Below are 14703 nucleotides of genomic sequence, written 5' to 3' on the forward strand. Positions count from 1 at the left end.
CCTTCGTCCGTACTCCAAGGTGCACAGTCCTCGGACGGCGGCTTCCTCCGGGGCCCGCCTCCGAGGACCTTCCACCTGTACGGAGTGACGCACCCATGCGCTACCGCACCCTTGCCGGCGGCCGCGGTCCCCAGGTCAGCAACCTGTGCCTGGGCATCCTGCCGTTCGGCTCCACCGTCGACGAGCAGACCTCCTTCGCGGTGCTCGACCGCTTCGCCGAGGCCGGCGGCACCTTCGTCGACACCTCCAACAACTACTCGGTCTGGGCGCCCGGCGGCACCGGTGACGAGAGCGAGCTGCTGCTCGGCCGCTGGCTGAGCGCCCGCGGCGCCCGCGACCGTACCGTGGTGGCCACCAAGGTCGGCGCCCGCCCGCCGGAGGGCAGCACGCAGGTGTGGCCCGACGCGTGGGAAGGGCTCTCGGCGAAGGTGGTCCGGGCCGGGATCGAGGGCAGCCTGCGCCGCCTGGGCACCGACCACGTGGACCTGTACTACGCCCACGTCGAGGACCGCGCGGTCCCGGTCGCGGAGACCGTGGAGACCTTCGCCGAGGTCGTCCGCAGCGGCGCCACCCGGCTGATCGGCGCGAGCAACCACGCCGCCTGGCGCGTCGCCGAGGCACGGCAGTACGCGGCCGCGCACGACCTGCCCGGCTACACCTGCGTCGAGCAGCGGCACACCTACCTGTGGCCGGTGCCCGGCGGCGAGTGGGGCGCCCAGTGGTACGCCCGTGACGACATGCAGGACTTCGTCGCGGCCCACGACGACATGACGCTCATGGCGTACGGCCCGCTGGTGCACGGCGCCTACACCCGCGCGGACAGGCCGCTGCTCGCGCCGTACGACCACCCGATGTCGCAGCGGCGGCTGGCGGTGCTGCGCGAGGTGGCCCGCGAGGCCGGCGCCACCCCCAACCAGGTGGTACTGGCCTGGCAGATGGGCGGCCCGCTGCCGATCGTGCCGGTGGTCGGGGTGAGCAGTGTCGCCCAACTCGACGAGGCGCTGGGCGCGGTGGACCTCGACCTCGATCCGGAGCTGAGGGCCCGGCTGGACGCGGCCTGACAGCGGCCCGACCGCGGCCTGACCGCCGTCCGGATGCGTGCCGGTCGGGGCGGGAGGAAGGACGCGGCGGGGATTGTCAGTGGGGCGCGGTAGTTTCGGAACCAGTAACCGATCGCGTACCGGAGGTTCCCGACGTGCCCAGCATGCTGCCCGACTCCTGGCAGGCCGTACTCGGCGAGGAGTTGGACAAGCCCTACTTCCAGCAGCTCACCGACTTCGTCGAGGCCGAGCGGCAGGAGCACCACGTCTTCCCGCCGCGGGACGAGGTGTTCGCCGCCCTGGACGCCACCCCGTTCGACAAGGTGAAGGTGCTGGTGCTCGGCCAGGACCCGTACCACGGCGCGGGCCAGGGCCACGGGCTGTGCTTCTCGGTGCGCCCCGGGGTGCGGACCCCGCCCTCGCTGCGGAACATCTTCAAGGAGCTGAAGGACGAGTTCGGCTACCCGGTGCCGGACAACGGCTATCTGATGCCCTGGGCCCAGCAGGGCGTCCTGCTGCTCAACGCGGTGCTGACGGTCCGCGAGGGCGAGGCCAACTCGCACAAGGGCAAGGGCTGGGAGAAGTTCACCGACGCGGTCATCCGGGCCGTCTCGGACCGCCCCGACCCGGCCGTCTTCGTCCTGTGGGGCAACTACGCGAAGAAGAAGAAGCCGCTCATCGACACCGACCGCCACACCGTCATAGAGGGCGCCCACCCGTCGCCGCTGTCGGCGAAGCTCTTCCTCGGCAGCCACCCCTTCACCCAGATCGACGACGCGGTGAAGTCGCAGGGCCACGCCCCGATCGACTGGCGCATCCCGGACCTCGCGTCGGCGTAGCGGGACCGGATACGGGGCTGAGCGCCGGCGTGGGTGCCGGTCCCGCTGCCTGCCCGGGCGGTCAGGGGTGGTAGACCTCGCGGCAGATCGAGGACGCCTGGCCGCCCGGCGCCCAGCCGCCGTATGTCTTGCCGAGCCCGCACACGTCGGGCGCGGCGGGGCGCGGCAGGCGGCCGGACGGGTGGGTGCGGGGAGCGGCAGGTCGTGGCGCCGGGTGCGGGGGAGCCGGCGGGGGCGCGGCCGGGGCGCGGTGGCGCCTGGGGTCCGGCGCGGGAGTGTCCGGACGCGCGGTGGCCAGCACCCCGTGGGCCGGCGCGGGCACCACCCGCGCATCGTCGGGCTGCCCGGGCCGCCCGGGTGCCGACGGCGGCGGTGCGGGCGGCCTGGTCGGCGGGGCGGAGACGGTGGTGCAGCCGGCGAGCGCGCACACCGCGCAGATCACGAACACCGGTGCCAGGAAAGGGAATGGTCCACGCACCCGCTCCACTGTGCCGTACCCGGCGCCGTCCGGGTATTCCCCGCAGGAGTGAACGCGCGGCGCCCCCGTATGCTGCGGGGATATCGCACGGCCCGGAACGCACCAGGAGCACGCATGGCACCGCGCAGCGCCCCCTTGAAGATCGGCGTCATCGGGCTCGGTGACATCGCGCAGAAGGCGTATCTGCCGGTGCTCGCCGCCCAGCCGGGCCTCGAACTGCACCTGCAGACCCGCACCCCCGCCACCCTGGCCGCGGTCGGCGACGCCCACCGGCTCCCGCACCGGCACACCACGTTGGACGCGCTGCTCGACCAGGACCTCGACGCGGCCTTCGTACACGCCCCCACCGCCCACCACGTGGAGATCGGCACCCGCCTGATCGAGGCGGGCGTCCCGGCGTACATCGACAAGCCGCTCGCGTACGACCTGGACGGCGCCCGCCGGCTGGTGGACCTCGCCGAGGCGCGCGGCGTGCCGCTGGCGGTCGGCTTCAACCGCCGCTACGCGCCCGGGTACGCGCAGTGCCTCAGCCACCCGCGCGACCTGATCCTGATGCAGAAGAACCGGGTCGGACTCGCCGAGGACCCCCGCACGGTCGTCTTCGACGACTTCGTGCACGTCGCCGACACGCTGCGGTTCCTCGCGCCCGGGCCGATCGAGCAGGTCCGGGTCTCGGCCCGCGTGCACGACGGGCTGCTGCACCATGTGGTGGTGCACCTGTCCGGTGACGGCTTCACCGCGATCGGGTCGATGAACCGGATGAGCGGGTCCACCGAGGAGAGCCTCGACGTCAGCGGCGCCGACACCCGCCGCCAGGTGTTCAATCTCGCCGAGGTGATCGACCACAAGGGCCAGCCCAGCGTCCGGCGCCGCGGCGACTGGGTGCCGGTCGCCCGGCAGCGCGGCATCGAACAGGCCGTGCTGGCCTTCCTCGACGCGGTCCGCGCCGGCACGCCCCTCGACGCCCGCGACGCGCTGCGCACCCACGAGCTGTGCGAGCGCATCGTCGCGGAGATCACCGGCGGCGCCGCGCCGGGCACCGACTTCGCCGGGGCTACGGGCGCGGGTATCGGTTGAGCGCGGGTTCCGTCGGGTCGGGCGGGTCCGTCGGGCCGGTCGGATCGGTGGGTTCCGTCGGATCGGTGGCGCCGGTTGGGCCGGTCGGGTCCTTCGGGGCCGCGGCGGCGGCCGGTGCGGGTGCGGTGATCCGGCGGCGCACCCCGCGGACCGCCTCGTACGCCGCGGCGGCGAGCACCAGCAGCAGCGCCAGGTGCGGCACCCAGTCACCGAACCGTACGTAGGGGCTCGTGCCCGTGGCGGTCGGCACCTCGTACACCGTGGAGGTGCTGCTGCCCGTGCCGACCCAGTGCCCGACGGGCGCGCCCCCGGGGCCGTAGACCGCGCTGATGCCGGTGAGGGTGGCGTGCACCATCGGCCGCCAGGTCTCCGCGGCCCGCAGCGCCGCGAGCGAGGCGTGCTGCGCGGGCGCCCAACTGCCCTGGAACGACGAGGTGGACGACTGGGCGACCAGGAGCCGCGCGCCGTCCGCCGCCAGGTGACGGCTCATGTCCGGGAACGCCGACTCGAAGCAGACCAGCGGCCCGAACCGCAGGGTCCCGGTGTCCATCACCACCTGTCGGCTGCCCGGCCTGCGGTCCTGCCCGGCGGCCTTCCCCACGGAGGTGGCCCAGCCGAGCAGCGAGCGCATGGGGATGTACTCGCCGAACGGCACCAGCCGCATCTTGTCGTACGTGGGGCCGGTCACGCCGTGCGGGCCGACGAGTTCCGAGGTCTTGGAGATGCCGGTGCCGTCGGCGCGTTCGGCGTCCACGTTGACCAGCAGGTCGGCGCCGACCAGGCGGGAGAGCGCGGCGAGCGTGGCGGTGGTGCCGGGGTGGTTCGACAGGTCGACGGTGACGCTGCTCTCGCCCCACACCACCAGGTCGGGGCGGGTGCCGGCGAGCTGCCGGGTGAGACGGACCTCGCGGGCGAACCGGGCGGCCGGTCCGGCGATCATCCCGGGCTGCACGACGGCGACCCGGACCGGTGCGGTGCGGTGCGGGCGAGGCGCCCACAGCCATACGGTGCCGCCGGCCACGGCGGCGGCGAGCAACGCCGCGGCGGCCGTGCGGCGTGCGGACGGCATCGCGCACAGCACCGCGAGGGCCGTGTTGGCGAGCACGATCAGGACGCTGACCAGCCACACCCCGCCGATCGAGGCGAGGCGCAGGGCCGGGGTGACCTGCCACTGGCTCGCGCCGAGCAGGCCCCAGGGGCCGCCGAGGTACTGCCAGGAGCGGACGAGTTCGATCAGCAGCCAGCCGCTCGGGAGGAGGGCCAGGGCGGCGCCGACGGCCGGACGGCCCCCGTTCCCGAGGACTCGCCGGACCAGCCAGCCCCACGGGGCCCACAGGGCGCCCAGCAGCAGGGCGAGGACCGGGAGGAAGACGGTCAGGCTCGGCAGCAGCCAGTTGTGGACCGCGAGCATGAAGCCGGCGCCGCCGAACCAGCCGTCCAGGGCCGCCCGGCGCCCGGTCGGCGCCGAGCGGATCAGGAGGAGCCAGGGGACGAGGGCGAAGTAGGCGAACCACCACAGGGAGGGGGTGGGGAACGCCAGCGCCGGGAGGGCGCCGCACGCGGCGGCGAGCAGTGAGCGAGCCCAGGGGGCGCGCTGCGCGCGGCGCACGAGGGGGCGGAGTCCGCGTGGACGGGTGGGGGGCTGGGCCGTTGGCGTCATCCGGTACTCCCGTTCTGGGCCCTGACCCCCCGGGTGCCCCCGGTCTGTCTGTTCAGGGACCACCTGCCGGTGGGGGGTTGCTCGCGCGGTTCTCCCCCAGAGCTTCGCCTGGGAGGGACCCCCACGCGCCCCTTGAGGGGCCGTCCTTTCGCGGAGGTAGCCGCACAAATTCAGGGGCGCTGGGGGTACCTCCCGGCGAAGCCAGGGGGAGAACTGCGCGACCAGCCCACCACCGCGAGGTGGTCCCTCGGCCGACAGACCGGGGCACCCGGGTGGGTCAGGCTGGAGCTACGTCGCGTCCTCGGAGGTGGCGGCTTCGCGGGAGTCGTTGGCCACCGCACGGTTGCGGGTGGTGACGACGGCGGCCGCGCTGAGGGCCGCGGCGCTGAAGGCGGCGGCGATGACCCAGGGCCGGTTGAGGCAGTGGTCGCTGAGGTGGTCGAGGGAGAGCCGGCCGGGCCCGGCGAGGCCGAGCGCCGCGGCGGTCCAGCCGAGGAGCGCCGGGTGCTCGAAGCCCCCGGACATCGCGAAGAACCCGGCGGGCGCGTGGACGGAGACGGCACCGGCCATCGCCCCGGCGGCGGCCGCTCCGGCCGCCGGCGTGGCCAGACCCAGCGCGAGGAGAGCGCCACCGCCCGCCTCGCCGAGCCCCGCGGCGACCGCGGCCGGCTTGCCCGGCCGGAAGCCCATGTGCTCCATGGCGCCGGCGGTGCCGGCGAGCCCGCCCCCGCCGAACCACCCGAACAGCTTCTGCGCGCCGTGCGCGAAGAGTACGGACCCGGCGCCGAGACGCAGGGCGAGCAGTCCGATGTCCGTGCGGTAGGCACATCCCATGGCCGCGTCCTTTCGATTGCCCGGCCCCCCTCCGACGGAAGGGCCCACCCGGCCAGTGTGTGCGGGTGGTCGGCCATCGCGCCGCGCCAGGCGGTCTGTCCGGGCGAAACCTCGGGACGGCAGGCGGTCGCGGGCCGTTACGGGAGGCGGTTCCAGGCGGTCAGCACATGGTGGCCGTGTTCCATGCCGAGCCGGCTCACCGTGCCGGTGGCCAGCTGGAAGAGGGCCCCCTCGGCGGGCGGCAGGCCGAGCCGCCGGGCGGTGAGCACCCGCAGGAAGTGCGCGTGCGCCACGAGGACGACGTCGCCGCCGTCGCCGTTGGTGAACGCCGCCTCGACGCGGGCCAGTACGCGGTCGGCGCGGTCACCGATCTGCTCGGGGGTCTCGCCGGGATGCCCCTCGGGCCCGGGGATGACGCCGTCGGTCCAGATCTCCCAGTTCGGGCGGGTCCGGTGGATGTCACGGGTGGTGACGCCCTCGTAGCCGCCGTAGTCCCATTCGTGCAGGTCGGGGTCGATCCTCACGTGGTCGAGGCCGGCCAGTTTCGCGGTCTGCTGCGCGCGCTGCATCGGGCTGCTGATCACGCACCCGATGTGCCGGGAGGCGAGCAGCGGCGCCAGCGACCGGGCCTGCTCCTCGCCGTGCTCGGTGAGCGGCAGGTCGGTGTAGCTGGTGTGCTGACCGGACTGCGACCACTCGGTCTCGCCGTGCCGGATCAGGACGAGCTCACCCATCGGACACCTCCCGTGGCGCCCCACGGCGCCCGTTTGTGATCATATGCCGACCGCGCGCCGTGACCACCGCGCGGGCCGGTCGTACACCCCGTCAGCAGAACGGTGGGCCGGGCGAAAGCCTTCCCCTCACGTTCCGTCAGTACGATGGCGCGGGCCGCTCCGGTTGCGGCGTCGGCGGGTTCTCGGTCGGATCGAAGCGGCGTACGGGCGTACGCGGTGGGTCGCGGCGCCCGCCGAGGCGCGCCGTGGGCGACCGTGGGGACGGACGGGTGGACACGGCCACCGGTAGGCGCCACGTCTCTCGGCACACGGGCACAGGGCACACAGGCACAGGGCACACGGGAACGCGCGGGCACGCGCGGCAGCGACCAGTACAGGAGCCGGAATGAACGACACACCCCGCACGTACGACGTGGTCGTCATCGGAGCGGGCCCGGTCGGGGAGAACCTGGCCGAGCGGACCCAGGCGGCCGGGCTCAGCACGGTTGTCGTGGAGAGCGAACTCGTCGGCGGCGAGTGCTCGTACTGGGCGTGCATGCCGAGCAAGGCGCTGCTGCGGCCGGTGGCGGCCCGCGCCGACGCGCGCCGGCTGCCGGGGCTGGCCGCGGCCGTGGGCGGGCCGCTGGACTCCGCCGAGGTGCTGGCCCGCCGTGACGAGTTCACCTCGCAATGGAAGGACGACGGCCAGGTGGAGTGGCTGGACTCCGTGCACATCGACCTGGTGCGCGGCCGCGGGCGGCTCGACGGGCCCCGCCAGGTCGTGGTGGACACCCCGGACGGCGGTACGGTGCGGCTGACCGCCCGGCACGCGGTCGCGGTCTGCACCGGCACCACCGCGGCGCTGCCCGACCTGCCCGGGCTGACCGACGTACGGCCCTGGACCAGCCGCGAGGCGACCAGCGCCAAACAGGTGCCCGAGAGCCTGGTGGTGGTCGGCGGCGGCGTGGTCGCCGTCGAGATGGCGACCGCCTGGCAGGCGCTCGGCGCGCGGGTGACCGTCCTGGTGCGCGGCGGTGAACTGCTGGGCCGGATGGAGCCGTTCGCGGGGGAGATGGTCGCCGACGGGCTGCGGGAGGCCGGGGCCGAGGTGCGGTTCGGGGTGTCCGTGACGTCCGTGGCGCGCGAGGGTCGCGAGGTGCGGGTCGGGCTGGACGACGGCGGCGAGCTGACCGCCGACGAGATCCTCTTCGCGGTCGGCCGCGAACCGCACACCGCCGACCTCGGCCTCGACACGGTCGGGCTCACGCCGGGCGACTGGCTCACGGTCGACGACACCTGCCAGGTCACGGATGTCGCCGACGGCTGGCTCTACGCCACGGGCGACGTCAACCACCGCGCGCTCCTCACCCACCAGGGCAAGTACCAGGGGCGGATGGCCGGTGCGGCGATCGCCGCGCGCGCCCAGGGCCGGCCGCTGGACGACGCGCCCTGGGGCGCCGACGTCGCCACCGCCGACCACGGCGCGGTGCCGCAGGTCGTCTTCACCGACCCCGAGGTCGGCTCGGTCGGCCTGACCGCCCAGGAGGCCGAACACTCCGGGCGGCGGGTGCGCGTCGTCGACTACGACCTCGCGCGGGTGGCCGGGGCGAGCCTGTACGGAGACGACTACCGGGGCCGGGCCCGCATGGTGGTCGACCTCGACCGCGAGGTCCTGCTCGGGGTCACCTTCGTCGGGCCCGGGGTGAGCGAGCTGGTGCACTCCGCCACGGTCGCCGTGGTCGGCGAGGTGCCGATCTCCCGGCTCTGGCACGCGGTGCCGTCCTACCCCACCATCAGCGAGGTGTGGCTGCGCCTGCTGGAGACCTACCGGGGGTAGCCCGGGGGGAGCCGGGCCCCCGGTGAACCCGCTGTCCGCCGCGCCGGGGCCCGCCCTCCGCTCCTTCGTTCCCCGACTTCGTGCCTCGCCGCTCGCGTGACTGCTAGGCGGAGGGCGTCAGTTGGGGGTAGAGGGCGGCCGGGCCGGCGGAGAGGGCCGACTTGACCTGCCGGGCGGTGGCGTCCGCGGTCACCTCGAAGTCGCCCGCGGCGAAGCCGTCGAGGGCGGCGCGGACGATGTCGGCGGGGTCGGACTTGGGCGCCCGCACGTCGGCGATGAGGTCGGTGTCGACGTAGCCCATGTGCAGCCCGGTCACCTGGGTTCCCTGGGCGGCGAGTTCGACGCGGAGGGCGTTCGTCAGCGACCACTCCGCGGACTTCGCGGCGCAGTACGCGGCGCTCGCCGGGAGGGAGACCCAGGACAGCGCCGAGAGCACGTTGAGCAGCCCGCCGCCGCCACCCCGGGCGAGGACGGGGGCGAAGGCGCGGCTGACGGCGAGCGTGCCGAAGACGTGCGTGTCGAACTCCCTCCGGAAGTCCGCGAGATCGCCGTCCAGCAGCGAGGCACCGGTGGAGATCCCCGCGTTGTTGACCAGGAGGGTGACGTCGCCCGCCTGCTCGGCCGCCGCGTGCACGGAGCCGGCGTCGGTGATGTCCAGCCGCAGGGGGACCGCGCCGGGCACGGCGACCTTCCTGGGGTCGCGCGCCGCCGCGTAGACCTTGGCCGCGCCGCGTTCGAGCAGCGCCCGTACGAACTGCTCGCCGATGCCGCGGTTGCCGCCGGTGACGAGGGCGACGGAGCCGTCGATCTTCATGGGATTGTCCTTCGGTGAGGGGAAGCCGGTGCGCCGGCCACGGGGGAAACCGATCGGTTTCCTCTACCGCCCCACCGTAGACCGATCGGTTTCCGCTGTCGAGCCCGGGCGCTAACCTGGCGGGTATGACCACGACGGCGAAGCCCTCCTCGCGTGACCGGCTGCTGGACGCGGCGGCGGAGCTGATCTACCGGCAGGGTGTCGGCACCGGCATCGACGCGCTGTGCAAGGCGGCCGGGGTGTCCAAGCGGTCGATGTACCAGCTCTTCGACGGCAAGGACGACGTGCTGGCCGCCGCGCTGGCCCGGCAGGAGCCGCGGCTGACCGCGCTGCTGGTGCCGCCGCCCGGGAAACCGGCCGCCCCGCGCGACCGCATCCTGTACGTCTTCCAGCGGTTGGAGGAGGCGGCCGCCTCGCCCGACTACCGGGGGTGCCCCTTCCTGGCGGCGCAGGTCGAGCTGAAGGACCCCGGGCACCCCGCGAGCGCGGTGGCCGCCCGCGGCAAGCAGGCGCTGACCGACTTCTTCCAGGCCGAGGCCGAGCGCGCGGGTGTGGCCGAACCCGGGCTGCTGGCACGTCGGTTGGCGATCGTGTACGACGGCGCGAGTGCCCGCGCGGGCATCAGGTCCGAGGTGCTGGACGGCCTCGCGGTGAGTACGGCCGCGCTGCTGCTGGACGCGGCGGGCCTCGCGGCGGGCGACGCCGGTTCGTAGGCGGGTTCCGCCTCCGGGCTCGACGTACGGCGCCCCGCCCGCTGCGGGCACGAACCACCCCCCGTTCGGGGCGCGTTGGCGCGGTCGGCGGGCGCGGCGGGCGCGGGGCGCACACCACAGCAGCCACGAGTACGCCACGTGCACGGATCGTGGATCAACGCGCTCAAAGGTTGGGGATACATGATGGGCCGGGCCCGGTGGCACGCCCGGAGGGACGGGAGCGTCGTCGGGCCGGGCGGTTGCGGTGCTTTCGGGTGCGCGGAGAGCGTGCCCCCGGCCCGCACCCGTCCGCGCGTCCGTACGCGTCCGCGCACCCGCACCCCGTAGCCGTTCCGTTGGGCGAGGAGACGAAGTCCCATGATCCGCAAGGCCGACCGCCAGCCGTCGCACCCCGACTCCTGCCACGTGCCGGCGACGGCTGACGCCCGGTGACGGGCCGTACGGAGCAGACCGGCCGTAGGGAGCAGGCGACAGACGGGACAACCGCTGAACCGGCGGAGCCGGCCGCGAGTTGGGTGCGCCGGCTCGGTGCGTACTGCCTGCGGCACCGCCGGGACGCCGTGCTGGCCTTCGGCGCGGCGGTCGCCGCCGCCATCGCCACCGCGACCCTGCCGCTGGTGCTGAGGCATGTCGTGGACCACGTCGCCTCGGGCCGAACCGGGTCGCTCACCGTGTGGACGCTGGTGCTCGCCGGGCTCGGCGCCGTCCGCTTCGCCGGCGGCTTCACCCGCCGCTACACCTCGGGACGGCTGTCGCTGGGCGTCCAGTACGACCTGCGCAACGACGCGTTCGCGGCGCTGCTGCGGCTCGGCGGCGCCCAGCAGGACAGCCTGCGCACCGGCCAGATCGTCAGCCGCTCGATCTCCGACATCACCCTCATCCAGTCGCTGCTCCAGTTCCTGCCGAACATGACGAGCAACGCCCTGATGTTCCTGGTCTCGCTGGTCTTCATGGCGTGGCTGTCGCCGTTGCTGACGGTGGTCGCGCTCGTCGTCGGCCCGCTGCTGTGGCTGATCGCGCTGCGCAGCCGCCGCGACCTGTTCCCCGCCAACTGGCACGCCCAGCAGGAGGCCGCCGAGGTCGCCTCCGGTGTCGAGGCCACCGTCACCGGCGTGCGGGTGGTCAAGGGCTTCGGGCAGGAGCAGCGCGAACTGCTCGGCCTGGAGCGGCGTGCCCGGCGGCTGTTCTCCTCGCGGCTGCGGGTCGTGCGCTACAACAGCCGCTACAACCCGGCCCTGCAGGCGGTGCCGGCGCTCGGCCAGGTCGCGGTGCTCGCCTTCGGCGGCTATCTCGCGCTGCACGGCCGGATCTCGCTGGGCACGTTCCTCGCCTTCACCAGCTATCTCGGCTCGTTCGTCACCCCGGTCCGCCAGGTCGCCACCCTGCTCACCGTGTGGCAGCAGGCCAGGGCCGGCACCGAGCGCGTCCTCGAAGTCATCGACGAGGCACCGGTGATCACCGACGCGCCCGGCGCCCGCGAACTGCCCGACGAGCCGCCCGCGTTGTCCTGGCAGGACGTCACCTTCGGCTACGGCGACGGACGGCCGCTGCTGCGCGGCTTCAGCCTCGACATCGCCCCGGGCGAGACGGTCGCGCTGATCGGGCCGGCCGGCTCCGGCAAGTCCACCGCGGCGGCGCTGCTGCCGCGCTTCTACGACGTCCCGGCCGGCGCGGTGCGGGTCGGCGGCACCGACGTACGCGAGTTGACGCTGTCTTCGTTGCGCGGCCGGATCGGGTTCGTCTTCGAGGAGAGCCTGCTGCTGTCCGACACCGTGCGCAACAACATCGCCTACGGCGAGCCCGGCGCGAGCGAGGAGCGGATCAGGGCCGCCGCCCGGGTGGCCCGCGCGGACGAGTTCATCGAACGCCTCCCGCAGGGGTACGACACGGTCGTCGGCGAGCAGGGCCTGACGCTCTCCGGCGGGCAGCGGCAGCGCGTCGCGCTCGCGCGAGCGCTGCTGTGCGACCCGGCGGTGCTCGTGCTCGACGACGCGACGTCCGCGATCGACGCCCGGGTGGAGTCGGAGATCCACGCGGCCCTGCACGAGGTGGTCCGCCGCCCCACCACGCTGATCATCGCCCACCGCCGCTCCACCCTCGAACTCGCCGACCGCATAGCGCTGTTGGACGGCGGCCGGGTGGTCGACACCGGGACGATGGACGAACTGCGTTCCCGCTCGCCGCTGTTCCGCTCCCTGCTGTCCGCGGTCGACGTCCCCGAACCGGAGGTGGAGCGCGCACCGGGGACCGGGGCCGGGCCCGAATCAGCCGCCGGCGCGGGGGACTTGGGCGGGCCGGCGGATGCCGCGGCCCTCTCCGCGGCCCTATCCGCCGCCGCCGACGACGACGGTCAGGACCCGGCGGCCGCGGTCGCCGCCTCCGCCACCGCCGCACTCGGCACCGACCAGCCGCGCGGCACCGTATCGGAGCGGACCGACCCCGCCGCCGGGACCGGTCCGACCGGTGTGTCCGATCCGACCGGTCCGGCCGACGGGTCCGTGCGGGCCGGATCGCCCGTGCGGGCGGGGGTGCGCGACGGCGCGGAGGACGAGACGCCGGCCGTCACCGCGGACCTGTGGCGGCGCCCCGACACCGAGGACGCGTCGGCCGTCGGCGAAGTCGCCGCGCTACGGGCCGCGCAGGCGATCTCGCTCTCCTCGGCCACGGCCGGGCGAGGCCGCGGACCGGGCGGCGGAGTACTCGGCGCCGCCCCGCCCACGCCCGAACTCCTCGCCGGACTGGCGAAGATGCCGCTGCGCGACGCCGATCCGGAGGTGCCCGCCGACCGTGCCAGGGCCGCGGACCCGCACTTCGGGCTGCGCCCGCTGCTGCGGCCGTTCCGGTCGGCGCTGCTGCTGGGCCTGGCCCTGGTCGCCCTCGACGCGCTCGCCCAGATCATCGTCCCCGTGCTGGTCCGCCAGGGCGTGGACGACGGCGTGGCGCACCACGCCGGCCGGGTGCTGCTGGAGGCGGCGGCCGCCGCCGCGGCCGTGGTCGCCGCGGACTGGCTGATCGGTGTCGGCCAGATCCGCACCACAGGGCGTACCGGCGAGCGCCTGCTCTACACGCTGCGGGTCAAGACGTTCGCCCAACTCCAGCGGCTCGGCCTGGACTACTACGAGCGCGAACTCGGCGGCCGGATCATGACCCGGATGACCACCGACGTCGACGCGCTGTCCAACTTCCTGCAGACCGGCCTGATCACCGCGGTGGTCAGCCTGCTCACGGTCTTCGGCGTGCTCGTCACGCTCCTGGTCATCGACGCCGGGCTCGCGGTGGTGCTGCTCGGGGCGCTGCCGCTGCTGGTGGTCGGCACCGCGGTCTTCCGCCACCACTCGGTGCCCGCCTACCACGAGGCGCGGGAGCGGGTCAGTGCCGTCAACGCGGCCCTCCAGGAGAACGTCACCGCGATCCGCGTCACCCAGGCGTTCCGCCGCGAGAGCCGCAACGCCGAGGACTTCGCCCGGCTCGCCTGGTCCTTCCGCGACTCGCGGCTGCGCGCCCAGCGCTACATGGCGACGTTCTTCCCGTTCGTGGAGTTCCTGGGCACCCTGTCCACCGCGGCCGTGCTCGCGGTCGGCGCCGGCCAGGTCCGCTCCGGCACCCTCACCGCCGGCACCCTGATCGCCTTCCTCCTCTACGTCGACCTGTTCTTCTCCCCGATCCAGCAGTTCTCGCAGGTCTTCGACGGCTACCAGCAGGCCGTGGTCGGGCTGGGCCGGTTGCGCACCCTGATGCGCACCCCGACCGGCACGCCCGTCCCCGAACAGCCGCGTGCCGTCAGCCACTTGAAGGGCGAGGTGGTCTTCGACGACGTGTCCTTCGGCTACGCGGGCGGCGGCGGCCAGGAGGTGCTGCACGGTGTCTGCCTGCGGATCGCGCCCGGCGAGACCGTCGCGCTGGTCGGCGCGACCGGTGCGGGCAAGTCCACCGTGATGAAGCTGATCGCCCGGTTCTACGACCCCACCACCGGCGCGGTCCGGGTGGACGGCCACGACCTGCGCGGGCTGGACCTGGCCGGATACCGCGGCCGGCTCGGTGTGGTGCCGCAGGAGGCCCACCTGTTCAGCGGCACCGTGCGTGACGCCATCGCCTACGGCCGGCCCGACGCCACCGATGCCGAGGTGGAGGCGGCGGCGCGGGCGGTCGGCGCCCACGAGATGGTGGCCACGCTCCAGGCGGGGTACCTCCAGCCGGTCGGCGAGCGGGGCCGCAACCTGTCCGCGGGCCAGCGCCAGCTCCTCGCGCTGGCCCGGGCCGAACTCGTCGACCCCGACGTGCTGTTGCTCGACGAGGCCACCGCGTCGCTCGACCTCGCCACCGAGAGCAGGGTCACCGCCGCCACGGACGCGCTCACCCGCAGGCGCACCACGCTCGTGGTCGCGCACCGGCTCACCACGGCGGCCCGGGCCGACCGGGTGGTGGTGCTGGACCACGGCACCGTCGTGGAGACCGGTACGCACGCGGGGCTGCTCACCGCGGGCGGGACGTACCGGAAGCTGTGGGACGCCTTCCGGCAGCACGGTGCGTCGGCGACGGTCGACCAGCTCGCGGGGTCCGAGACAGGGGGGTCCTGACCTGGGGGAGGGCTGACCCGACAGGGAGCCGGGGCCTGCCGGTTGAGGGACCGCCCGCCGGTGGGAGGGTCCGCTCCCCGCGCGTGCCGGATCAGGCCATCCGGGCCATGCCTCCGGTCAG

The 14703-nt window shown here is 74.5% G+C and carries 11 protein-coding genes; 6 read left to right on the top strand and 5 right to left on the bottom strand.

The features are described 5' to 3' along the window. Window positions 1–95: 95 nt before the first annotated feature. Window positions 96–1061 (top strand): aldo/keto reductase, encoded by a 966-nt coding sequence (locus OG370_RS38160; RefSeq protein ID WP_328472555.1) that lies wholly within the window; start codon window positions 96–98, stop codon window positions 1059–1061. 143 nt (window positions 1062–1204) lie between these two features. Then, window positions 1205–1879 (top strand): uracil-DNA glycosylase, encoded by a 675-nt coding sequence (gene ung / locus OG370_RS38165; RefSeq protein WP_328474818.1) that lies wholly within the window; start codon window positions 1205–1207, stop codon window positions 1877–1879. A 61-nt stretch (window positions 1880–1940) separates the two neighbouring features. On the opposite strand, the gene OG370_RS38170 is transcribed toward ung, so the two are convergent. Then, window positions 1941–2357, bottom strand: a complete 417-nt coding sequence (locus tag OG370_RS38170) for a hypothetical protein (RefSeq protein ID WP_328472557.1) — start codon at window positions 2355–2357, stop codon at window positions 1941–1943. Between the two features lie 135 nt (window positions 2358–2492). Here OG370_RS38170 and OG370_RS38175 point away from each other — a divergent pair, with 135 nt between their 5' ends. Beyond that, a complete protein-coding gene (locus OG370_RS38175; RefSeq protein ID WP_328474820.1) occupies window positions 2493–3434 on the top strand; it encodes a Gfo/Idh/MocA family protein in 942 nt (313 codons plus the stop codon). On the opposite strand, the gene lnt is transcribed toward OG370_RS38175, so the two are convergent. From lnt to OG370_RS38190, 3 genes are all read right to left on the bottom strand, one after another. Next, window positions 3412–5094: an apolipoprotein N-acyltransferase gene (gene lnt / locus OG370_RS38180; protein ID WP_443060821.1), complete on the bottom strand. Its 1683-nt coding sequence runs from the start codon at window positions 5092–5094 to the stop codon at window positions 3412–3414. The two genes, OG370_RS38175 and lnt, sit on opposite strands and share 23 nt — an antisense overlap. A gap of 288 nt (window positions 5095–5382) precedes the next feature. Further along, window positions 5383–5928 (bottom strand): DoxX family protein, encoded by a 546-nt coding sequence (locus OG370_RS38185; RefSeq protein ID WP_328472561.1) that lies wholly within the window; start codon window positions 5926–5928, stop codon window positions 5383–5385. A gap of 137 nt (window positions 5929–6065) precedes the next feature. Beyond that, the gene (locus OG370_RS38190) at window positions 6066–6662 is read right to left on the bottom strand and encodes a histidine phosphatase family protein (RefSeq protein WP_328472563.1); all 597 of its coding nucleotides are present in this window, start codon (window positions 6660–6662) and stop codon (window positions 6066–6068) included. 385 nt (window positions 6663–7047) lie between these two features. Here OG370_RS38190 and OG370_RS38195 point away from each other — a divergent pair, with 385 nt between their 5' ends. Further along, on the top strand, window positions 7048–8478 hold the full coding sequence (locus OG370_RS38195) for a dihydrolipoyl dehydrogenase family protein (protein WP_328472565.1): 1431 nt from the start codon (window positions 7048–7050) through the stop codon (window positions 8476–8478). Between the two features lie 103 nt (window positions 8479–8581). Here OG370_RS38195 and OG370_RS38200 read toward each other — a convergent pair whose 3' ends face one another. Then, on the bottom strand, window positions 8582–9292 hold the full coding sequence (locus OG370_RS38200; protein WP_328472567.1) for an SDR family oxidoreductase: 711 nt from the start codon (window positions 9290–9292) through the stop codon (window positions 8582–8584). A gap of 125 nt (window positions 9293–9417) precedes the next feature. On the opposite strand from OG370_RS38200, the gene OG370_RS38205 reads away from it, so the two are divergent. Next, on the top strand, window positions 9418–10005 hold the full coding sequence (locus tag OG370_RS38205) for a TetR/AcrR family transcriptional regulator (protein ID WP_328472569.1): 588 nt from the start codon (window positions 9418–9420) through the stop codon (window positions 10003–10005). A gap of 515 nt (window positions 10006–10520) precedes the next feature. Continuing rightward, window positions 10521–14582, top strand: a complete 4062-nt coding sequence (locus OG370_RS38210; RefSeq protein ID WP_443060929.1) for an ABC transporter ATP-binding protein — start codon at window positions 10521–10523, stop codon at window positions 14580–14582. Window positions 14583–14703 lie beyond the last annotated feature (121 nt).

It is taken from the genome of Streptomyces sp. NBC_00448 (assembly GCF_036014115.1).
Taxonomy (GTDB): Bacteria; Actinomycetota; Actinomycetes; order Streptomycetales; family Streptomycetaceae; genus Actinacidiphila.

Bases quoted from the DNA above. Each gene is read 5' to 3' on its own strand.
- OG370_RS38160 (WP_328472555.1), top strand. From the start codon at position 96: ATGCGCTACCGCACCCTTGCCGGCGGCCGCGGTCCCCAGGTCAGCAAC.
- ung (WP_328474818.1), top strand. From the start codon at position 1,205: ATGCTGCCCGACTCCTGGCAGGCCGTACTCGGCGAGGAGTTGGACAAG.
- lnt (WP_443060821.1), bottom strand. From the start codon at position 5,094: ATGACGCCAACGGCCCAGCCCCCCACCCGTCCACGCGGACTCCGCCCC.
- OG370_RS38185 (WP_328472561.1), bottom strand. From the start codon at position 5,928: ATGGGATGTGCCTACCGCACGGACATCGGACTGCTCGCCCTGCGTCTC.
- OG370_RS38190 (WP_328472563.1), bottom strand. From the start codon at position 6,662: ATGGGTGAGCTCGTCCTGATCCGGCACGGCGAGACCGAGTGGTCGCAG.
- OG370_RS38195 (WP_328472565.1), top strand. From the start codon at position 7,048: ATGAACGACACACCCCGCACGTACGACGTGGTCGTCATCGGAGCGGGC.
- OG370_RS38200 (WP_328472567.1), bottom strand. From the start codon at position 9,292: ATGAAGATCGACGGCTCCGTCGCCCTCGTCACCGGCGGCAACCGCGGC.
- OG370_RS38205 (WP_328472569.1), top strand. From the start codon at position 9,418: ATGACCACGACGGCGAAGCCCTCCTCGCGTGACCGGCTGCTGGACGCG.